The organism is Flavobacterium commune (genome assembly GCF_001857965.1).
GTDB classification, from domain to species: Bacteria; Bacteroidota; Bacteroidia; order Flavobacteriales; family Flavobacteriaceae; genus Flavobacterium; species Flavobacterium commune.
The window spans coordinates 1,201,117-1,223,062 of record NZ_CP017774.1; the positions used below are offsets into that span (position 1 = coordinate 1,201,117).

Consider the following 21,946-nt stretch of genomic DNA (forward strand, 5'->3'; position numbering starts at 1 on the left):
AAATATTAAATTTTAGCGAATTCTGCTTTAAATCCCAAAAATTGCTTTCGAATTTTCAGTAGTGATTTTCGCTATTTCCTCTGCTGAAATTCCGTAAATATGTGATAACTTATCAATTACATTCACCAGATAACTACTTTCGTTTCTTTTCCCTCTAAAAGGAACCGGAGCCAGATAAGGCGCATCGGTTTCTAAAACAATGTGTTTTAAATCTATTTTATTCAAAAACTGGTCTATCTTACCATTTTTAAAAGTCACTACACCACCAATTCCCAATTTCATATTATAAGACAAAGCTTGCAAAGACTGCTCGTAAGTCCCCGAAAAACAATGAAAAATTCCAAACAAATCAGCCGATTTTTCTTCTTCTAAAACTGCAAAAACTTCATCAAAGGCATCACGACAATGAATCACAATAGGTAATTGGTATTCTTTTGCCAGTTGGATTTGGCGTTTGAAAGCCAATTGCTGCTCTTTTAAATGGGTTTTATCCCAATATAAATCGACTCCAATTTCTCCAATAGCATAGAATTTTCTCTTCTTTAATTCCTCTTCAACAAATTGCAATTCGTCCAGATAATTATCCTTCACATGCGTAGGATGCACTCCAGTCATTAAAAAAACATTTTCGGGATATTTTTGTTCCAAATCATACATGGCTTCAGTATAAGCCGAATCGATTGCCGGAATAAAAAAACGAGTCACACCAGCCGCTAAGGCGCGTTGCATCATTTCGTCTCTGTCCTGATCAAATTCTTCGCTGTATAAATGTGCGTGGGTATCGGTAATTATGGGTTTTGTTTCCAATTGTAATTTTTAAAAACGCAAAGTTCTAAAGTTTTTTAAAATTTAAACACAAAAGACACAAAAGTTTCGCCTCAATTATATTTAAAAACAAAAGACACAAAGAGTAATCTATTTTACCCTTTGTGTCTTTTGTACTTTTTCTTTGTGTCTTTTGTGTTGAATCCTTTTAATCCAACTTATCCAATAATTCCTGAACCTTATCATAATTCTCATAATCGGGAGGAATCGTCAACAGGATTTCTTTACAAGCCTTATAGTTTTTTTGTTTTAATTTGACCAAAGCCAAAGCATAAATCGCCTTGTTTTTATAAATAGAATTCCCTGATTTTATCGAGTTAAACTCAGCCTCGGCTTGCTTAATTTGATTGTTTTCCAATAAAGAAATCCCATAAAAATACTGAACTTCTACGGTTTTATTTTCTCTCAAAATAGCCTCAAAAAACGGAATCGCAGCTTTGTAATTCTTAGCATTAAAAGCTTCTTCAGCCTTTTTTAGATTATCAACTCCTTCGCTTCTTTCGGTCAAATAAGCGTTTTCATATTGATTGTAATCTTCAAAATTGGGGTCAGAAGGATTAAACAAAAATAATCCAAACAAAATCGCCACCGAGGCAGCAACCAGATAAGCCCAGGGTTTAATTGAAATCACCTTCGATTTATCTGCTTTAAAATGTTCTTTCGAAATCACTTTTAGATTTGCTGTGAAAGCCTCTCTGTCAGCTGCGAAATCAAATTTTGTTTCTAACTGTATTTGTACTTCTTTGAAAGTTTCAAATTCCGATGCCAGTTCTTCATTTTCTGAAAGCTGTTTTTCAAAATCCAATCGGGCTTCGTCCGACAATTCGCCTTGAAGGTATTGATCGAATACTATATATTTCTCTTCTTTCATGGCTCCTTAAATTTTTAATGTTTTAAAACTACTGTGTTCCTGAATCCATTGGGTAAGCTGACCCGTACACAAGGATTTTTTCTTCCTAACATAACCATAGGTTACGTTAAGTTTCATGGCTACTTCTTCCATGGATTTCAAAGTAAAACTCCACTTTAAAACTTCCTGGCATTTTTCGCCTAATCTTTGAAACATCATATCAAAAAGCTGTTGTTTTTCTTCAAATATTTCTGTTTGTGTCACCATCTCTTCCGTGGGTTCATTAGTAGATGTCAAATCATCCTGAATTGTTACCCCTTTATTCGACGCTTTTTTTAATTCGTTAAGCCATTTTCTTTTGCACAACAAAAAAAAGTAAGCATCAAAAGGACAACTCAGTTGTAGCTGCTTTGCTTTTGCCTGATTAAACAACAAAATTAGGATCTCCTGGACCACATCCTGAGCCTGATCTTCATCGCCCGAATTGTTCCTGATATAGGAAACCACTTTGGGAACAAACTTTTTGTAAATAGACCGAATAATCGCCGAATCATTATTCGCTAATCCTTCGATAAAATACTGATCCGGATGAATTTTGTTTTCTGACATAGGAAAAAAATTGAACTGCTAATGTAGAAAAGAATCTGAAATAAAAATCGGTTTAATGGGTAACAAATATAAAATCAAGTGGATATAGATGTGAAACCTTTCAAATTGATAAATCATGAAAAATGAACAATTATCCTCTCCAATCATTATTGATAGTTTTTCTGAAAAACTTTCGAATAAAATTCAGGCGGGTTTTAAAATCTCCGAATACAACGCCAAATTGCCTTATGTGGTTTTGACAAAAGAGCAAAAAAGCATCAATCATACTTTACATCTTCAACTCTTTTGCATCACATTCGGGATCTGGTCCGTGGTCTGGATTTATTTGACATTAACCCATACTCCAAAAAAAGAAATCCTAATTGCTATTGATGAAGACGGAAATGTGTTTGAAGAAAAATGCCTACTCAATTAAAAAGCCTGTTTGAATGTTTAAAGAAAAAAACCAGCTGTTAGAAACCGGGAAAATTTCTTAAAACGCATCAAAATTACACCCTTTAGGGTTGGGGAAATAATTTTGATAAATTTCAAACAGGCTTTAAAAAAATAATCTGAAATAAATTCAAATTAAAGGGTAACAATTCAAAACCCATATTGATATACCAATAGAAACCCGAAGTACTAAAAAAATATTTTGGAAACTGGGGTAACAAATTAAAACAAGAATTGATATAACAACAGAATCAGAAACAATTAAAAAAAATTAAAATACTGGGGTAACAATTTAAAACCCGAATTGATATAACAGTATAAAACAAGTAAAAACCATTTTAACCATAATTAAAATCAAGAAATCATGAGAACAAATTTTAAAACCATCGGACTTTTATTTTTAGCGGCAATTTCATTCGTAAGTTGCGAAAACGAGAACATCGAAAACACGCCGGCAACAGCAGCAGAATTTGCAAATGTCAGAGAAGCAGCCTTAGAAAAAATCACTCAGGAATTTACTATTACTGCCGAAGATGGCGCTACAACCCTAACTTCTGAAAACGGAGTGAAAATTACCATCAACGGAAGTTGCTTGACTAAAGACGGAAATCCTGTAACCGGCGATGTACAAATTGAGTATGTAGAACTTTTCGACAAAGGAAACATGTTAGTAACTAACAAACCAACAATGGGAATCATGCCCGATGGAAACCGAAATCTACTAATCTCTGGAGGAGAATTCTTCATCAAAGCAACTCAAAATGGCAAAGAATTAGCAACCACTTGCAACATTACTTTATTAGTTCCTGCCAGCCTTACTGATGGCGTTGACAATATGATGACTTTATGGAAAGGAATCATCGATGACGAAGGAAACTTAGCCTGGGAAGATGCCCGTAAAGCCGATGGAACTAATGGTGGAAAAGGTGGCGTTCAAGCCGAAGGGAACAACTACTATGTGAGTTTTGGAAACTTTGGATGGACAAATGTGGATAAATTCTACAGCGATCCAAGACCTAAAACTACTATTCTTGTTGATGCTCCCGAAGGATACGACAACAACAACTGTGCAATCTATTTATCTTATGACGGCGAAGGAACTAACGCTTTAGCAAAACTTGATACTTACACAGCCGAAGGTTTATTCAGCGAACACTACGGTCAAATTCCAGTAGGCCTTGCTTGTCACATCATCTTTGCGACCGAAGACAATGGAAACTGGAGATACGCCATCAAAGGAGTAACCGTTCAGGCCAATGACGTTTACACTTTCACAATGGCTGAAACCACTGTAGGTACCGAAGCTCAATTAATTGCCGCAATCAATGCGATCCAATAAAGATTCCCAAATTTAATTTCTGAAAAAAGTGGTGATTTGCTCATCGCTTTTTTCTATTTTTAAAAGATTTTTAACCGTTAACCAAATAAGAATTAGTAGCTTATTCCTGCTGTCCGCTATATCTCTTGCGGCGAACACCGCCACAAGAGGATGCCGCTACCATCAGGGCTAAAACCAGATTTGATTATGAAACCACTAGCATCTATTTTCTTTATTCTGCTTTCTGTTGTCTCCTTTTCACAAAAAAAAGTCAAAGATACCGTTACCCGAAGAGCCGCAATAAACTACAGTCAAAATGCGAATACGGTTTCATACAAACCCGAAACGCCACCATTAATTCCTATTGCTGGCGCACCAAAACCTAGTTTTTCCTATCTATGGGAATTTGGAGATGGCAACTACAGCAAAGCCGCCGAACCTAAACATACTTATAAAAACAAAGGAACCTACACTACCCGATTGACTGTTACCAATAATTACGACAACGGAAAACCACCCGCTACCCGACCAAAAAAAGTAGTAATTAACGAAGTATCAGATAAAAATTTTGACGAAATCGCATCCGTTGCTGACCAAAATGGTTTTGCTCTTCAAAAAAACTGCGACCCTATTCCCGACCAGGAAATGGAAGTAATCCTGAGCTATCAAAACTTGGAAAACTATGTCGCCAATGGAAAAATCTATCTTTTTTACAACGAAACGCAATTCAAGGACAACAACTTTCAATTAGCTGATTTTCGAACTTATGCAGGAGAAAGAACAGTCACAGAAAACACTTTTGCCGCTATCAACGATATTGACCAATCCAATTCATATTTGGCATCCAACAATACTTATTTACCAATAAGAAAATACGAGAACACCACCACCGAAGAAGATTTAGACGCCACTCTGGCCGAAGCGCATAAAACGTTCAAAAACGTTTCCATCTTAGAATTTGACGATGCTAATCCGCAGGAAACCCGCAATGTTTTTTACACTTTCAAGACTACTCCCGAAATGCTCAAAGACACCAGCGCGACAATTACTATGCGAGGTATTTATGTCCCAAATCGTAGTTATAAAAACCACAAAGTAAAAAATCTGGAAATGGAAATTGTCACTTCCCACGACCCTAACAAAATGGGATCTAACGGAAGTTTTATGAATTATCGATTCGTTCGTTTTAAAAGAGTGAATTTCAAAACCCGTTTTCAAAACAACGGTGAAGGTCCTGCAAGAATAATTCGTCTGGAAACCGATATTCCGGATATGTTTGACAAGAAAACATTTCAAATTGAAGACATGTATCCTAAATGTCCTATTTGTCCAAAAGGCGAAATCCCAACTACTAGCTGTCTGGATACAATAATTAAGCAAAACCAAATCTTCTTTACCTTCAAAAACATTTATCTGCCGGGAAGCGAACAGAAAAATGTAAAAGAAAAAGACAGTACCAAAGGTTTTGTAAAATACTCTTTGAAATTCAACAAAGACTTTCATAAAATAAACACCCGAAGCAGAACCGCAATTATTTTCGACAAAAACGAACCTATTATAACCAATTACGCCACCACCCGATTCCTTCCCGGAATTTCTATTGGTGCTAAAGCAGGTTATAATTATTACCCAAATTTAGACAAATCCAGAAGCTATTTTGTGGGCGCGACCATTTCTCCATATAAATCCTATCGTTTGTATTGGCAAGCCGAATTAATCAATAGTGTTCATGATTTCAATTCAACCACCTCAATCACCAATGGTTTCACTACCACTGCTAACGGAGTCCGCCAAGCTACACGTACTAGCAAAACTACAAGTTATTCAAATTTTAATAATGAGGTTCCATTACTCCTTCGTTACAACATCAACAATTTCATCGGTATTGGAGCGGGTGTCCAAGCCAATATTAATGCTTCGGAAAAACAGGAACAACACACTAAAATTGAATATTTCGAATCAGAAAAACCAGATTCTCCAATTATCAAAACCGAAGAAAGCAGCAGTTCCGACAGCAAAACTTTCAGCAATTTCAAATCGGGATTATTGTTTGATTTAACGTTGGGTTTCGCCCGCATCGGCCCTAGTTTAGGCGCCCGTTATGTGATGAATTTCAAAGAGAATTTCAATTATTTTCAAGTGTATGGAATATGGAAGTTTTAAATTTATGGAACACGGATTAAACAGATTGACACAGATTTTTTTAATAATTTCTTCGTGAATCTCCGTGAAATGCTTTGCGTATCTTTGTGAAACAACTCTTTATGAAAAAACTTTTTTGCTATTTTCTTCTAGTTTCTTCCCTGATTCTTTTCGGACAAAAGCCACTTACTCAAGAAGACAAAATCTACAATGCGGTAGATACTTTTGTAGCAAATCCAACAACAGAAAATTTAAAAAACCTCAATAGTACCGAACACGCATTCTGGAAAAATCCAACGCCGAAAACTAAAAACGAACTGCTGGCAATTGTTATTTTAAATTGCAACAAAGCCTATTATGAAAACCAATTCAACAAAGTCCAGGAAGCAGTTAGCAGTTATGAAAAAGCCTGGAAAATACATCAAAAATACCGTCTCAACAATTACGACATTGTAGAATATTGCCTGAAACCTTTGGGGAATTTATACACCATTCTGGGCGATTACGACAATGCCGAAAATACCATCAAACAGTATTATTACATTTCCAATCAGGAAAAAAATCAGGATGAAAAAATAGCAGCGATACTTAATTTATCGAATGTATATCAAAACTCGGGCAGAAACCACCAAGCAATTGATTTACTTGAAAAAACAATTAAAACACAGCCCATTTCTGACATCCAAAAAGGAATTTTATTAAACAATTTAGGAAACAGTTATCTTTTAAGAGGAATAAATGATGATGAATTGAGTGCCGAAAATACTTTTATTGCAGCAATTCCATTATTAAAAAAAGATAAATCCCAACAGGAATATTTATTAAATGCCTATCTCAATTTATACAAATTCAATATTAGTAATCCTCGGAATGTAGCATTTAATTATTACGAAAAAGCAAGAACTATTTTTGAAAAGCTACCCAACAAAAACCCTAGAAGTAAAGCCCAATTTTATCTAGAGAAGATTATTTTATTACTCAATCAGAATAAATTAACCGAAGCTCAAACAGTACTTAAAACCGTTTATAAAACCTTAATTCCAAATTATCCTAGTCAAAAAGACATTCTCCCTAAAGAAAAAGACCTCTATGCAGAAACCATTTTACTTGATGCCTTAGACTTTCAAGCTGACTTATTTACAATTCAAAATCAACCCCAAAAGGCTTTAGACAGTTACGCTCTTGCTTTTCACATTGAAGATTTATTTCAAAATCTAATTGTGTATGAAAACTCAAAAATTATTACGCAAACCAGAAACCGGAAACGCATTGAAAAATGTATTAGTATTTATCAATCTTTATTTGAAAAAGAAAAAAAATCGATTTACATAGAAAAAGCATTTCAACTCGTTGAAAAAACAAAATCGATTGTATTAAAAGAGCGATTGTTCAATAATCAAAAGAGTTCAAAACAAAAAAAATCCCTTATAGAACAACTCGAAAACCAAAATACTATTATTGTTAAAGAACAACAAAAAGGGGATTTAGCTGATATCCAAAAAATCAACAAAGCCATTAAAACACAAAATGAGTTGATGTTGCAAATCAAGCAAATACAATCAAAAACCGAAAACAAATCAAATAACGACATTAATTTGAATGATTTATATGCCCGATTAGAAAAAGAGGATGCCATTATGGTTGAATATTTTTGGGGTACTAAAAACATATTTTCGTTTACAATTCAAAATGGCAAAATTTCGCTAAAATCATTTTGCATTGGTTCTATGTGTGGAGAATCAGTATTCACATTTATAGGATTTTTTCATGATGCCAGTGCCATTACAAACCTTCTTGATTTATTCAAAAAAGATGCTTTTTCTGCTTATCGTTATTTACAATTACCGAAAAAATCAAACTACAAAAACCTCATCATCATCCCTGATGGTCTTCTTTGTTTGATGCCTTTTGAAGCCTTAATTACTAAAGAATCCAACACAACTAATTTTGCTCAAATGCATTATTTGTTGAATGATTACAATATTGGGTATCAGAATTCGGCGCAATTTTATTTGTCCTTCGACAAGCTCAGGATGACAAATGAATATAAAACTGTTTTAGGAATTTTTCCAGTTTTCGAAAACACGCCTTACACACTGACTTATTCCAAAGACGAGTTGCATTCGATTCAAAAAAACTTCAAAGGGAAATATTTAGAGAATACCGAAGCTACTTTCGATAATTTTAAAAAAAATGCAGCTGATTATTCCATTCTGCATCTGTCCACTCATGCTGATGCTGGCGATGTAGTTAGTCCGGCAAGTATAAAATTTTACGATCAGGAAATCCTGTATTCCGAATTGTATCATTTAAATATCAATCCTGATTTGGTCGTTTTGAGTGCTTGCGAAACTGGCATTGGTAAACTCTATAAATCCGAAGGCGCCATGAGTATTGCCCGCGGATTTCAATTGGCTGGAGCGCAAAATCTGTTATTTTCACTATGGAAAGTTAATGATTATACGACCTCAGTTTTTATGGATTCTTTTTACCAAAATATCAAAAACGGTCAATCTTATTTGGAAGCCAATGCTAATGCCAAACGTGATTTCTTAAAAAATCCGGATATTTCCAATGCTAAAAAATCACCTTATTACTGGAGTACTTTTATTTATTATGGTGATTTACAAACCACCAAAGAGTCAATTAGTTATATTTTTTATATATTTGGTATATTGATTCTAATTGCTTTACTTTTGGTTTTCAATCGCTATCGAAAATGAAAAATCTTCAGGAAATCCTAAAAAAGCATCAATATAAAAAAGTAAAATTTAAAATTACCAAAACACAACATCTGTTGGTAAAAGCCAAAATCAATGGCGTGAAAGGTAATTTTATTTTAGATACGGGAGCTTCTAATAGTTGTGTAGGCTTTGAACACATTGCATTATTTAATTTAAACGCCGAAGATTCTAAGACCATGGCTTCTGGAGCCGGAGCAACAGGAATGCTCACCCAAACGGCCAGAGCAAATAAATTACAACTTGGTTCTTGGAAAAATAATAATTTCGATTTGATCATATTTGATATGTCACATGTCAATGAAGCCTTGACGGCTTACAAATCAAAAACTGTTGACGGAATCATTGGAGCCGATATTTTACTAAAAGGCAAAGCCATAATTGATTACTACAACAATTGCTTATATTTACAATAACCAACAGAAAACCAAAACATTATGATAAAATTCTACAAAGCAGCCTGTCTTGCTCTGGGAATGTTACTATTCTCCTGTTCCACCCAAGACTTAACAGAAGATAGTCAAAATTCTACAGCAGCATCTAATACGAATTCTTCCGAAACGTCAAAAACCACCCCTGTTAAAAACAATATTTCTAAATTTTGGGATTTTAACAACTTAGATGAATGGGATGATGCTACTCAGGTGGGTGAAGCTAATTATTTTATCGAAAATGGAAATTTACGCCTGTTTACCAATGCTAATACTTGGGATCGAACTAAAATAAAATCGATTGCTACTTATGCTACAGGAACGTATTCCTGGCGCGTTTTTGTCCCTGAAATGGGAGTGGGCGATTGTGCCAGCATAGGTGCTTTTTTATACAGTGATGATACCCACGAACTCGATTTTGAAATTGGCTATGGCAAAGAAACTGTTCGTCAGGGACTGAATGCTGCATCCGATGATCTTATTGTTTATGCCACTTCGCAAGCTAATCCAAGCCATTCTTTTCAAAGCAAAATCAAAAGAAATCAATGGTACACTTTTACAATAACATTAGCTTTAAATACAAAGAAAAAATATGTGGCAACCTGGAAAATTGACAACCAAAACCTAACAAGCAAAACACTTACTTACGGCACAGCCACTAAATTTAAAATCTTTTGCAGTGTCGAAAATCTGAGTTTTATAGGCGATCATATTCCTGCTACACAAAATTATGCTTTATTTGACTGGGTAGAATTCAAATAAAATGATGTCCTCTAATTAACCGCAGATTCGCAGATTAAAAAAAAATTCTGTGAATCTGCGGTTAACTCATTTTAAGCCTATTTGCTTTTGATTCTTTTTTTCGAATGAGACTCTTTTGGATTTTCACCTAATGCCCATAAAAGTCCACCTGTAAGATGCTGAATAAACACAGGATCGACATAATCCTTACTATCATGTCCTAAAGCAGTATAAAACACTCTACCGCCTTCAAACTCATGACACCAGGCCAATGGTAAGTAATCTCCAAAAGTACGTCCCGGATAGACTTCTTTTTCGCTGTCTATCACCGTTCGCATATCGGCGGCTAAAAGTACATGAGTATTAGGATTGAATTCATTCATATAATAACACTCATCTTCTTTTCTCCATGTTTCCCCTAGCATCGAAGTCGAAGGATGGTTTTTATCAATCACTTTTATTTCGAAAGACTGAAAAGCAGGATGTCTTTTAAACCTACCACCTACCAAGGTTGCAAACCAAGGCCAGTCTTTTTCAGAATCAGACGCACTATGAACTCCTACAAATGCGCCACCAGCATGAATATAATCCACAAGAGCTTGCTTTTGTTCTTCGGTATCAAAGATATCATTACAGGTATTAGAAAAAACCAGACAGCTATACTTTGCCAGATTTTCGGTGGTCATTACCGCCGGATCATCAGAAACATCAACAATTAAGTTGTTGGCTTCTCCAATTTTCTTCCAGGCTTCCACACTGAAAGGAATATTTTTATGCACATAACCTTTGCCGTTTTTAGTGTAAACTAAAATACGTTTTTTAGCTAGTGGATTGGCAAAAACAGAACCTAAACCAAAAACAATTGTAAGCAACATTAATTTTATTTTCATAATTTTCTATTTATTTCTCGAATATAAAAAGAAAATCCCAAACTCCAATCCCGAAGCATCGGGAGGAATTTGGGATTTATATGTTTGTCAGACTGAGCTTGTCGAAGTCTACAATTCAAAAGCTTTTTTAGGATTTCCACCACAAAGCAATTCTACTGGGTTTTCTAAAGCTTCTTTTACAGCAACTAAGAAACCAACAGACTCACGACCATCGATAATTCTGTGGTCATAAGATAAAGCGATGTACATCATTGGGTGGATTTCAACCTTACCGTTTACAGCGATAGGACGCTCGATAATGTTGTGCATTCCAAGGATTCCAGACTGTGGAGGGTTGATAATTGGAGTTGACAACATAGATCCAAATACACCACCATTAGTGATTGTAAAAGTACCACCAGTCATATCATCAACAGTAATTTGACCATCACGAGCTCTTAAAGCTAATCTTTTGATTTCAGCCTCAATTCCACGGAAAGTTAAGTTTTCAGCATTACGAACTACAGGAACCATTAATCCTTTTGGTCCTGAAACTGCGATAGAGATATCAGCAAAATCAAAAGCAATTTTGTGATCTCCGTCCATCATAGAGTTTACATCAGGGAACAATTCTAAAGCTCTTGTTACCGCTTTTGTAAAGAATGACATATATCCTAAACCAATACCACCGTGTTTTGCTTTGAATGCATCTTTGTATTCATTACGCAAAATGTTAATAGGCGTCATGTTTACTTCGTTGAAAGTAGTCAACATTGCAGTTTCGTTTTTAGCAGAAACTAAACGCTCAGCTACTTTACGACGCAACATAGACAATTTAGTACGCTCTACTCCACGGCTTCCTCCTGTAGGAGTTCCCATTGATGGAACAGCATTTACTGCATCATCTTTAGTGATTCTTCCACCTTTACCAGTTCCTGTTACAGCTGCTGGTGAAATGTTTTTCTCATCTAATATTTTTTTAGCTGCCGGAGATGGAGTTCCAGTTGCATAAGTAGCTGCTGGTGCTGCAGGAGCCGCTGGCGCAGGTGCTGCTTTTGGTGCTTCAGCTACTGGAGCTGGAGCTGCTGCAGGCGCTGCCGCTGGTGCTGATCCTGATGGTTTAGCAGCTGCAGTGTCAATATGACAAACTACTGCTCCTACTGCTACTGCATCACCTTCTTCTGCTTTTAGGGTAATGATACCACTAGCTTCAGCTGGTAATTCTAATGTAGCTTTGTCTGAATCTACTTCAGCAATTGCTTGATCTTTTTCAACATAATCCCCATCTTTTACTAACCAAGTGGCGATTTCAACTTCTTTAATAGATTCCCCTGGTGATGGAACTTTCATTTCTAAAATCATGTCGTAAATATTTTAAATTTATGAATTTTATTTTTTAATGTATGAATCGTTATTCTTATTTTTAAATCTAGCCCCGATAGAAGTGGAAATCCTTTTTATTTTTCTTTAAAATAAAAAGATTGCAACGAATAGCGGGAAATAGCTTCTGGAAAAAATATTTTTAATGAGATTGCTTCGTACCTCGCAATGACTATCTAAATAAATTTTTATCAAATACCATTCTGATTGCATCAGCATGACGGCGTTTTGCTCTGGTGTAACTTCCTGCTGCCGGTGCTGAGTATGCTTTTAATGAAGCCAATCTCCATTTAACCAAATCAAAGTTAGCTAACATATAGGTGTAAGCTCCCATGTTTTTAGGCTCTTCCTGTGCCCAAACATAATCATCAGCATTTGGATATTGTGCAATAATCGCTTTTAATTGTTCTACCGGTAATGGGAACAATTGCTCGATACGAACTACAGCTACATCTTTACGACCGTTGTTTTCTCTTTCGGCAGTAATATCATAATAGAATTTACCTGTACAGAAAACTAATGTTTTCACGTCTTTCTTGTTTACTGTAGTATCATCAATTGTTTCCTGGAAACCTCCTGAAGTGAAATCTTCAATTGGAGATACACATCTTGGATCACGCAACAAACTTTTTGGAGAGAAAACAACTAATGGTTTACGGAAAGTAGTTTTCATTTGTCTTCTCAACAAGTGGAAGAAGTTAGCTGGCGTTGTACAATCGGCAACATACATATTGTGACGTGCACATAATTGTAAGTAACGCTCCATACGTGCAGAAGAGTGCTCAGCTCCCTGACCTTCGTAACCGTGTGGCAACAACATTACTAATCCGTTTTGATTGTTCCATTTGTCTTCTCCACAAGAGATGTATTGGTCAATCATAATTTGGGCACCATTAGAGAAATCTCCGAATTGTGCTTCCCAAATTGTTAAAGCATTTGGATTAGCCAAAGCATAACCATAATCAAATCCTAATACTCCGTATTCAGACAAGAATGAGTTAAAGATACGGAAGTTTCCTTTTTTGTTCTCGATGTTATTTAACAAAACAACTTCTTCTTCAGAATCTTCTACTTTTACAACAGCATGACGATGTGAGAAAGTACCACGTTCAACGTCCTGACCTGAAATACGAATATCAAATCCTTCAGTCAAAAGTGAACCGTAAGCTAATGTTTCAGCAGTTCCCCAATCGATAGTGTTATTATCGTATCCTGTTTTTCTATCAGTAACAATCTTAGTGATTTTGTTAATGAATTTTTTATCAGATGGTAAGCTAGAAACTGTTTTAATGATAGAATCTAAAGTTGATTTTTCAACAGTAGTTTCAAATTTTTGCAACATTACATCATCAGAAACCTGCTCAAATCCCTTCCATTCATTTTGCATAAACGGAGTAATGATTGTCAAATCTTTTTTACGGGAAGCTTCTAAGTTATGATCTAAATCGTCTTTGTATTCTTTCTCTAAAGTTTTTACCAAATTAGCATCGATAATTCCTTCAGACAATAATTTTTCAGCATAAATATCTCTTGGATTTTGATGCTTAGCAATGATTTTATATAATAATGGTTGTGTAAAACGAGGCTCATCTCCTTCGTTATGACCATATTTTCTATATCCTAATAAGTCAATAAATACGTCACGCCCGAATTGCATTCTGAAATCCAATGCAAATTGCATAGCGTGTACTACAGATTCTGCATCATCAGCATTAACGTGTAAAACCGGAGATAAAGTTACTTTAGCAACGTCAGTACAATAAGTAGAAGAACGAGCGTCTAAGTAATTCGTTGTAAAACCTACCTGGTTATTGATTACAATATGGATAGTACCACCTGTTTTGTAACCATCTAACTGCGCCATTTGGATAATTTCATAAAGAATACCTTGTCCTGCAATTGCAGCATCACCGTGAACGGCGATAGGCAATACTTTAGAGAAATCATCTGCAAAATATTTATCTTGTTTTGCTCTGGTAATACCCTCGATAACTGCACCTACAGTTTCTAAGTGCGAAGGGTTTGGAGCTAAGTTGATGTTGATTTTCTTTCCTGACTTAGTAATTTTATCAGCAGTAAGACCTAAGTGGTATTTTACGTCACCGTCAAAATATTCCTGATCGTAATCTTTTCCGTCAAATTCAGAGAAAATATCCTGAGTAGATTTACCAAAAATATTAGCCAAAACGTTCAAACGACCACGGTGAGCCATCCCCATTACAAATTGTTCCACCCCTTTTTCGGCAGCTCTTTCAATTAAAGCGTCCAAAGCCGGAATAACAGTTTCTCCTCCTTCAAGAGAGAAACGTTTTTGACCTACATATTTAGTATGCAGGAAGTTCTCGAAAGAAACTGCCTGATTTAATTTATTTAAAATTCCTTTTTTCTCATCAGCTGAGAAAGTAGGGCGGTTTTCATTCACATTCAATCTGTCCTGAATCCATTCTACAACTTCCGGACGACGAATATACATGTATTCGATACCAATATGCTGACAATAAACTGTAGTTAAATGATTAACAATTTGAGACAAAGTAGAAGGCTGTAAACCTAATATTTTTGCTGCATCAAAAGTAGTATTCAAATCAGCTGAACTCAAACCGAAATTTTCCAAATCTAAATTTGGAGAAAAAGTTCTACGCTCTCTAACCGGGTTTGTCTTAGTGAACAAGTGCCCTCTAGAACGGTATCCATCAATCAATTTAACAACTTTAAATTCTTTTTGAAGTTGCTCTGAAATTTTACTATTATCTACAGCAGAAGCCGAAGACACTGAAGTTGAAGGAGCTACTTCTCTGATGTATTGAACTGGATTTTCCTCATTATAAGTTTCCATTCCAAAATCGAAACCCTGAAAAAAACTTCTCCAGCTAGGCTCTACGCTGTCTGGACTATGTAAATATTGTTCGTATAATTGTGCAAAAAACTCGGTATGCGCTGCATTTAAAAATGAAAACCTATCCATAATGTTAGTGAATATACTTTTTGTTAAAATAGTTTGGCAAAAGTACAATAATCAACTAAATTTACTTGAAAATTAAAACACTTTTAACTGTTAAAATGTTAAATACCTCAATACTTATGAGAAAAAAATACGCTTCAATCGTTTCAAAATCAATTTTAACTGCCTTATTAGTATTCATTTCTACTCAATTATCCGCTCAATATCAAAATTCAGGCTTTAAATCAAATAGTGATTTCTGGCAAAAAGTACAATTTGGAGGCGGATTAGGATTAAGTTTCGGCAACAGATACACCGATATATCAGTAGCACCGAGTGCCATTTACAATGTCAACGAATATTTCGCAGTAGGTCTTGGCGCACAATATACTTATGTAAAACAAAAAGATTTTTACAATTCCAATCTATACGGCGGAAGCCTGATTACCTTATTCAACCCTATTCCTGAAGTCCAGCTTTCGGCCGAACTGGAACAATTAAGAGTCAATGTAAAAGGGATTGGCGACAACAATTTCAGCAGCAACTTCTGGAATACCGGTTTGTTTTTAGGAGCGGGTTATCGCAGTGGAAATGTAACTATAGGCGCTAGATACAATGTTTTACACGATGAAAACAAAAGCGCTTACAGCGATGCCTTTATGCCTTTTGTGAGGTTTTATTTTTAGAAAAGGAACTGAGTAGTAAGTAGCTAAGACTCTAAAACAATTGCAATATTTTTAATTGAAGCAAAACAAAGTACCTTACTTAAAATTATTTCTAAACCACACCTTTTGCCATTCTCTTTTTAGGATTAAAAAAGAAACCTGTTCAGCCAGAATAACCAAATCAGAACCGTCAAGTTTTTTAACCTCTTCTTCCGAAACATCAATCACATACAGCAGATTCAGATATTCAGCAAACTTGTACTGAATCAATCGATAGATTTTTTCATGCAACTGGATTTTCAATTCCTCAGGAGAAATACTCATAGGAAAATCAACTCCTTCATTAGCCAGATTAAAATCCTTATTTAATTGTTCGATTAATTTAAGATACAGATTTTCATCTTTGGCTTCACAAAGCAATAAATCGGAATTTTTTGGTGCTACGAAATTCATATTATTTTACTTTACTTTTTTATTTTCCCAGGTTTTTACAATCTTTGCCAGCAACACATCGCCTCCTGCATAGAAAAAAACCGCTCCCATAGGAGGATTAGAAGTTGGAATACACCCAAAAATATCAGGAACCCAGGTCCAACATTTAAAATAAGTCCCAACCAATTCAATAAACACCACACAAAGTGCTATAAAACAATACAGATTCTGCCAACGCTTTCTCTTTAAAAGCACAAAAAACAGCAATCCAAACATCATTGAAAAAAAATCCTTCAAGAACAGCCCTACACCCAAAAACAAAAGAGCAAAAAACCAAAGAAAATATTTCCGCAGATGCAATTCTTTTTCTAATGACCAAACAGCATGAGCATACACATAACCGGAAGCATATACAACAGCATGACCAAAAGGCACATATAAAGGAATCATAGGTGTACGATATTCATACATCCCGAGTAACTTACAAAAAATCAACTCGCCTATATACGACAAACCAAGCATTACCAGCATCAATCTTCGCAATGTAAGATTGGATACCGAATAAAAACCAAGAAAATAAAGAACCGCTAAAACATTAGTAATCTGCCTTCCGTCAAAATACTGATTAGTAAATGAAACCGAATCAATTCCTAACGCCAAAATCGTAAAAAAAGGAAAACAGCAAGCATAAACCAATTGCAGTTTTGTACTTACAGAAGTTTTTTGATTGTTAAGAGTCGTTATAAATTCACCCACAAAACCTGATTAAACTATTAGCTAACTAAACTTTTCTTCCCATCAACCTTTGCCCAAAAGCCCTCAAGATTTCCCTCTTATCTTCTTTAATCTTCATTTGATCTAATAATTCAAAAGCCTTAAAAGTATATGCTTCAATTGCTTTTTGTGTTGCTACAGCAGCACCTGAATTCACAAACAACTCTTTTGTTTGCTCAATCTTAACCGAATTATCAATAACTTTATTCGAAAACAAATCACTTAGTTTTTGCTTATCGGCTTCATCGGCAAATTCCATCGTTTTTAAATACAAATAGGTTTTTTTATTCTCAATGATATCACCACCCACTTGTTTTCCAAAAGTTTCCGGATCACCAAAAGCATCTAAATAATCGTCTTGTAACTGGAAAGCCAAACCTAAATGCAATCCGAAATCATAAATCAAATCGGAATTTTCAGTGGAAGCTTCCGCAATAATGGCACCCATTTTTATAGCTGCTGCCACAAGAACTGCGGTTTTGTATTCAATCATTTTCATGTATTCGGGAATCGTCACATCCTGACGCGTCTCAAAATCCACATCCAGCTGCTGACCTTCGCAAACCTGCAAAGCCGTTTTACTAAATAATTTAGCTAATTTTCTAAAAATCTTTGGCTCGTAGTATTCAAAATATTGGTAAGCCAAAATTAACATGGCATCCCCTGATAAAATAGCTGTATTAGTATCCCATTTTTCGTGCACCGTAGTATTTCCTCTTCTCAATGGCGCATCATCCATAATATCATCATGCACCAACGAAAAGTTATGAAAAACCTCAACCGCCAATGCTGCCGGCAAAGCTTTTTTATAAGAAACATCAAAAATTTCAGCACTCATAATCGTTAAAACAGGACGAATTCTTTTGCCCCCAAGTCCTAATATATAATGTATAGGTTCGTATAAATTTTTAGGCTCTTTAATTTCTAATTGTGACTGAAGATATTCTATTACAAATTCTTGATATTGACTAACGGAGTGCATAAACTTAATTTTGGGGCTAATTTACAGCATTAACACTGGATTACAAACTTCGTTTATAAATGAAATGTTAAATTATCTTAAATACATTGGAAACTGTTTTGGTGTTTAAAGTTTCCGTTCTATATTTGCACAGAATTTAACAATCAAATTCGTTAGCTAAAAACAAAATTATTGAATACGACAAATAAAGAAGAAGCATGAAAACAAAATGGAAAGTCAATTCAAATCAATCCGATGTTTTAATCAGAATGAAACATTCAATAATTGCTTACCTCGGAGGAACAGTGAATAATTTTCAGGGGCATGCCGATTTTCACAACAATGAAATTGAAGACGCTGTAATAGCCTTTTCATTGGACGTAAAAAACAGAGAATCAAAGCTGGAGCAGTTTAGCAACTATTTAAAACTAAACGATTTTTTTGATGTAAATCAATATCCAACCATCAGTTTTAAATCGACCTCATTTCAAAAAATCAATAAAAACATCAACTTTTTAAAAGGCGATTTAACTATTAAGGACATCACTAAAACTGTTGAACTTGACGTAGAATTGATAGAAACCGATTCATTAGACGGAAATAAAAAACTGGCATTTGAGCTCACCGCCGATATTAACAGAAAAGATTTTGGATTAGCATCTAATTCTTTTCATTCCAATAACGGATTAACAACAGGACAAGACATCAAACTAGTAGCTAATGTTGAATTTGGAATTTAACAAAAAAATATAATTATTGATTAAGAGAAAATGAAAGAGAAAATTATAGCCAAAGCAAGTGAAATGTTTTTAAAACTGGGGTTTAAAAGCATCACAATGGACGACATTGCAGGAGAAATGTGTATTTCTAAAAAAACCATTTACAAATATTTTTGCAATAAAGAAGTACTGATTCAAGAAAGCACCGAACTCGTCCATAAACAAGTACACGAGTTAATCGACACCATAGTAGCTAAAAACTACAACGCCATTCATGAAAATTTTGAAATCCGAAAAACATTTGGCGAACTTTTTAACAACAGTGCCGACAGCTCACCTATTTTCCAATTAAAAAAGCATTATCCCGAAATCTATCAAAGAGTATTAGAACAGGAAGTCAACCAATGCGAATATTGTTTTAGACAAAATATAGAAAAAGGAATTGCAGAAGGTTTGTATCGAAAAAACCTTGATATTGAAACCTATGTAAAATTTTACTATATTTTAATCTTCCATATTAACGAAAATACAAGCTCTGAAAAAGAGGCAAAAAGAATTGAACTCGAAGCACTGGAATACCACACCAGAGCTATGGCAACACCAGCAGGAATTATCGAATTAGAAAAAAATTTACTTAATATAACTAAATAATGAAGCAATTACTGATAATAACCATTCTAACATTTGCAAGTATTGTAAATGCACAGGAAAAAACATCGCTAACACTCAAAGATGCGATTAAATATGCCCTTGAAAACAAGGCAGATGCTAAAAAAGCCAAATTAAAAATTGAAAACAGCGAGTACCAAATTCAGGAAGTACGTTCCAGAGCTTTACCACAAATTTCAGCCAACGGAAACATGACTTACAATCCGGTAATCCAGACAACTGTTATTGACGGAGCAGCTTTTAATGCCCCTGGAACAACTATCCAGGCGGCTTTTGGACAAAAATGGACTTCTACAGCAGGAGTTTCTTTAACACAAGCTTTGTTTGATCAATCGGTTTTTACAGGTTTAAAAGCAGCCAGAACCACTCGTGAATTTTACCAAATTAACAATCAATTAACCGAAGAAGAAGTAATTGAAAGAGTAGCCAACAATTACTATCAGGTCTATGTGTTGCGTCAAAAATTAGCTTTGGTCGAAACAAATTTAAAAACAACAACTAAAGTACGTGATATTGTTAAAGGTCAATTTGATAATGGTTTAGCTAAAAAAATTGACTTAGACCGAATGACGGTAAACTTGTCTAACATCAACACTCAAAAACAGCAAATAATCAATTCGGTTCAACTACAGGAAAATGCTCTAAAATTCTATATCGGAATGCCTATTGATGCTCTAATAGAGATTCCACAATCAGAATTTGAAGTAACTCCGGCAGCCTTTACTGAAGCTCCAAATGTGACTAACAGAACTGAATTTTTAATATTGAAAAAACAGGAAGAATTACTAGAACTGCAAAAAAAATCAGTAATTGCGGGTTACTACCCTACACTTTCTCTTTCTGCAAACTACAATTACATTGGTCAGGGAGCTGAAATGCCTTTATTTGCAAAACCTTCTAATGGTGTTTATTGGTCTGATTTCTCTTCTATAGGACTGAACTTAAGAGTGCCTATTTTCTCCGGTTTTGGAACCAGAGCTAAGGTAAGACAGGCTGATGTGGAACTAAGAACAATTCAGGAAGATATTAAAGACACTCAATTAGCATTGGATTTGGATTATAAAAATGCCAAAACCCAAATTGAAAACAGCATCATCACACTTCAAAATCAAAAAGAAAACATGAGACTGGCTGATGAAATCCTGAAAAACATCAACAACAATTACTTACAAGGTCTGGCATCATTAACCGATTTATTGGATGCTGAAAATGCTTCAATCGAAGCTCAGAACAATTATACTGCTGCCACTTTAGATTACAAACTGGCAGAAATCAAACTTATCAAATCAAAAGGCGAACTAAAAACTCTTATAAATAAATAACATGAAAAAATACATAACTACCGGAATTGTCATTATAGCTTCATTAGCTCTAATAGGATTTATTTTAACTAAGAATAAAGCCGAAAACGAAGCAAAAATTGCTATTGTTGCCGAGAAAAACGCCAGCGTATCCGTAAAAGTGGCTGCTGTAAAAACGGAAGAAGTTTCACTGGATTTTGTTGCCAACGGAAATTTTGAACCCAAACAAGAACTAAGCTTAGAAGCTGAAAATTCAGGAAAAGTAATTAAAGTTTTGGCTAAAGAAGGAGATCGCGTAACGGTAGGACAAACATTAGCCATCATGAGAGGTGATGCTATTAATGTTAATGCTCAGGCCGCCGAAGCTGCTTACCAAAATGCAAAATCTGATTACAACCGCTTTGATAATGCTTATAAAACAGGCGGTGTTACTAAACAACAACTCGATCAGGCAAAAGTAGCTTTGACTAACGCTGAAGCTAACTACAAACAAGCTAAAATTAATGTAGGTGACACCCGAATTAAAGCTCCTATAAGCGGAATCATTAATGCAAAATTGATCGAACCGGGTTCAATGCTTGCTGCTATGCCTCCTACTAAAATGTTCGAAATTGTAAACGTAAATACTTTAAAATTAAAAGTAACAGTAAACGAAGCACAGGTAGCTAATTTAAGAACAGGCAATAATATTACTGTAACCAGCAGTGTTTATCCCGACAAAGAATTCTCTGGAAAAATTACTTTTATCGCTGCTAAAGCCGACAGCAGTCTGAATTTCCCGGTTGAAATTGAAATTACAAACAATGCCAACAACGACCTTAAAGCGGGTATGTATGGAACTGCCGTTTTCAAATCGGCACAACAAAAACAAACCATGAAGGTAGTACCAAGAACAGCTTTTGTAGGTAGTGTGAGCAGTAATCAGGTTTTTGTAGCCGAAAATGGAATTGCTAAATTAAAAACAGTTACTGCGGGAAGAATTCTAGGTGACAAAGTAGAGATTCTAAACGGTTTATCAGATGGTGAAACGGTTATTACAACGGGACAAATCAACTTACAGGAAGGAAGTAAAATAGAGGTTATTAAGTAATTCGTACAAAGTCCTTAGTCCTTAGTACCTAGTAAAATATCTAAGTACTCAATACA

General features: G+C 35.0%; 20 protein-coding genes. 11 read left to right on the forward strand and 9 right to left on the reverse strand.

Annotation, left to right across the window (positions count from 1 at the left end):
* Positions 1 to 27: 27 nt before the first annotated feature.
* The 3 genes from BIW12_RS05030 to BIW12_RS05040 all read right to left on the reverse strand — a co-directional run bounded on the left by BIW12_RS05030 (position 28) and on the right by BIW12_RS05040 (position 2,284).
* Positions 28 to 807 carry a TatD family hydrolase gene (locus BIW12_RS05030; RefSeq protein WP_071184095.1) on the reverse strand — a complete coding sequence of 260 codons (780 nt, stop codon included), beginning with the start codon at positions 805 to 807 and terminating at the stop codon, positions 28 to 30.
* A 166-nt stretch (positions 808 to 973) separates the two neighbouring features.
* Positions 974 to 1,696, reverse strand: a complete 723-nt coding sequence (locus BIW12_RS05035; protein ID WP_071184096.1) for a tetratricopeptide repeat protein — start codon at positions 1,694 to 1,696, stop codon at positions 974 to 976.
* A gap of 6 nt (positions 1,697 to 1,702) precedes the next feature.
* Positions 1,703 to 2,284 (reverse strand): RNA polymerase sigma factor, encoded by a 582-nt coding sequence (locus BIW12_RS05040; RefSeq protein ID WP_071184097.1) that lies wholly within the window; start codon positions 2,282 to 2,284, stop codon positions 1,703 to 1,705.
* 115 nt (positions 2,285 to 2,399) lie between these two features.
* On the opposite strand from BIW12_RS05040, the gene BIW12_RS05045 reads away from it, so the two are divergent.
* The 6 genes from BIW12_RS05045 (at position 2,400) to BIW12_RS05070 (ending at position 10,110) form a co-directional block, all read left to right on the forward strand.
* Positions 2,400 to 2,699, forward strand: a complete 300-nt coding sequence (locus BIW12_RS05045; RefSeq protein WP_071184098.1) for a hypothetical protein — start codon at positions 2,400 to 2,402, stop codon at positions 2,697 to 2,699.
* Positions 2,700 to 3,080: 381 nt separating this feature from the next.
* A complete protein-coding gene (locus tag BIW12_RS05050) occupies positions 3,081 to 4,055 on the forward strand; it encodes a hypothetical protein (RefSeq protein WP_071184099.1) in 975 nt (324 codons plus the stop codon).
* Between the two features lie 186 nt (positions 4,056 to 4,241).
* Positions 4,242 to 6,197 carry a PKD domain-containing protein gene (locus BIW12_RS05055; protein WP_071186153.1) on the forward strand — a complete coding sequence of 652 codons (1,956 nt, stop codon included), beginning with the start codon at positions 4,242 to 4,244 and terminating at the stop codon, positions 6,195 to 6,197.
* 101 nt (positions 6,198 to 6,298) lie between these two features.
* Complete coding sequence (locus BIW12_RS05060) at positions 6,299 to 8,899, forward strand: CHAT domain-containing protein (RefSeq protein ID WP_232227156.1); 2,601 nt, start codon at positions 6,299 to 6,301, stop codon at positions 8,897 to 8,899.
* Complete coding sequence (locus tag BIW12_RS05065; protein WP_071184100.1) at positions 8,896 to 9,333, forward strand: retropepsin-like aspartic protease; 438 nt, start codon at positions 8,896 to 8,898, stop codon at positions 9,331 to 9,333. The genes BIW12_RS05060 and BIW12_RS05065 overlap by 4 nt, the downstream gene beginning before the upstream one ends.
* Before the next feature lie 21 nt (positions 9,334 to 9,354).
* On the forward strand, positions 9,355 to 10,110 hold the full coding sequence (locus BIW12_RS05070) for a LamG domain-containing protein (RefSeq protein ID WP_071184101.1): 756 nt from the start codon (positions 9,355 to 9,357) through the stop codon (positions 10,108 to 10,110).
* Positions 10,111 to 10,187: 77 nt separating this feature from the next.
* On the opposite strand, the gene BIW12_RS05075 is transcribed toward BIW12_RS05070, so the two are convergent.
* The 3 genes from BIW12_RS05075 to BIW12_RS05085 all read right to left on the reverse strand — a co-directional run bounded on the left by BIW12_RS05075 (position 10,188) and on the right by BIW12_RS05085 (position 15,303).
* Positions 10,188 to 10,979, reverse strand: coding sequence for a ThuA domain-containing protein (locus tag BIW12_RS05075; RefSeq protein ID WP_071184102.1), 792 nt, complete (start codon positions 10,977 to 10,979; stop codon positions 10,188 to 10,190).
* Between the two features lie 108 nt (positions 10,980 to 11,087).
* On the reverse strand, positions 11,088 to 12,320 hold the full coding sequence (gene odhB, locus BIW12_RS05080; RefSeq protein WP_071184103.1) for a 2-oxoglutarate dehydrogenase complex dihydrolipoyllysine-residue succinyltransferase: 1,233 nt from the start codon (positions 12,318 to 12,320) through the stop codon (positions 11,088 to 11,090).
* Between the two features lie 190 nt (positions 12,321 to 12,510).
* Positions 12,511 to 15,303: a 2-oxoglutarate dehydrogenase E1 component gene (locus BIW12_RS05085; protein WP_071184104.1), complete on the reverse strand. Its 2,793-nt coding sequence runs from the start codon at positions 15,301 to 15,303 to the stop codon at positions 12,511 to 12,513.
* A 116-nt stretch (positions 15,304 to 15,419) separates the two neighbouring features.
* On the opposite strand from BIW12_RS05085, the gene BIW12_RS05090 reads away from it, so the two are divergent.
* Positions 15,420 to 15,965 (forward strand): hypothetical protein, encoded by a 546-nt coding sequence (locus tag BIW12_RS05090; RefSeq protein ID WP_071184105.1) that lies wholly within the window; start codon positions 15,420 to 15,422, stop codon positions 15,963 to 15,965.
* Positions 15,966 to 16,040: 75 nt separating this feature from the next.
* On the opposite strand, the gene BIW12_RS05095 is transcribed toward BIW12_RS05090, so the two are convergent.
* The 3 genes from BIW12_RS05095 to BIW12_RS05105 are packed head-to-tail and all read right to left on the reverse strand — an operon-like array spanning position 16,041 to position 18,132.
* Entirely contained in the window at positions 16,041 to 16,397 is a 357-nt protein-coding gene (locus tag BIW12_RS05095) for a hypothetical protein (RefSeq protein ID WP_071184106.1), read from the reverse strand.
* A 6-nt stretch (positions 16,398 to 16,403) separates the two neighbouring features.
* Positions 16,404 to 17,132 (reverse strand): hypothetical protein, encoded by a 729-nt coding sequence (locus BIW12_RS05100; RefSeq protein ID WP_071184107.1) that lies wholly within the window; start codon positions 17,130 to 17,132, stop codon positions 16,404 to 16,406.
* A gap of 25 nt (positions 17,133 to 17,157) precedes the next feature.
* Entirely contained in the window at positions 17,158 to 18,132 is a 975-nt protein-coding gene (locus tag BIW12_RS05105; RefSeq protein WP_071184108.1) for a polyprenyl synthetase family protein, read from the reverse strand.
* A gap of 197 nt (positions 18,133 to 18,329) precedes the next feature.
* Here BIW12_RS05105 and BIW12_RS05110 point away from each other — a divergent pair, with 197 nt between their 5' ends.
* From BIW12_RS05110 to BIW12_RS05125, 4 genes are read left to right on the forward strand one after another with little or no spacing between them, the layout of a single operon-like run.
* Positions 18,330 to 18,851 (forward strand): YceI family protein, encoded by a 522-nt coding sequence (locus BIW12_RS05110; RefSeq protein WP_071184109.1) that lies wholly within the window; start codon positions 18,330 to 18,332, stop codon positions 18,849 to 18,851.
* A gap of 30 nt (positions 18,852 to 18,881) precedes the next feature.
* Positions 18,882 to 19,481 (forward strand): TetR/AcrR family transcriptional regulator, encoded by a 600-nt coding sequence (locus BIW12_RS05115; RefSeq protein ID WP_071184110.1) that lies wholly within the window; start codon positions 18,882 to 18,884, stop codon positions 19,479 to 19,481.
* Positions 19,481 to 20,821 (forward strand): TolC family protein, encoded by a 1,341-nt coding sequence (locus BIW12_RS05120; protein WP_071184111.1) that lies wholly within the window; start codon positions 19,481 to 19,483, stop codon positions 20,819 to 20,821. The genes BIW12_RS05115 and BIW12_RS05120 overlap by 1 nt, the downstream gene beginning before the upstream one ends.
* A gap of 1 nt (position 20,822) precedes the next feature.
* Complete coding sequence (locus BIW12_RS05125) at positions 20,823 to 21,890, forward strand: efflux RND transporter periplasmic adaptor subunit (protein WP_071184112.1); 1,068 nt, start codon at positions 20,823 to 20,825, stop codon at positions 21,888 to 21,890.
* Positions 21,891 to 21,946 lie beyond the last annotated feature (56 nt).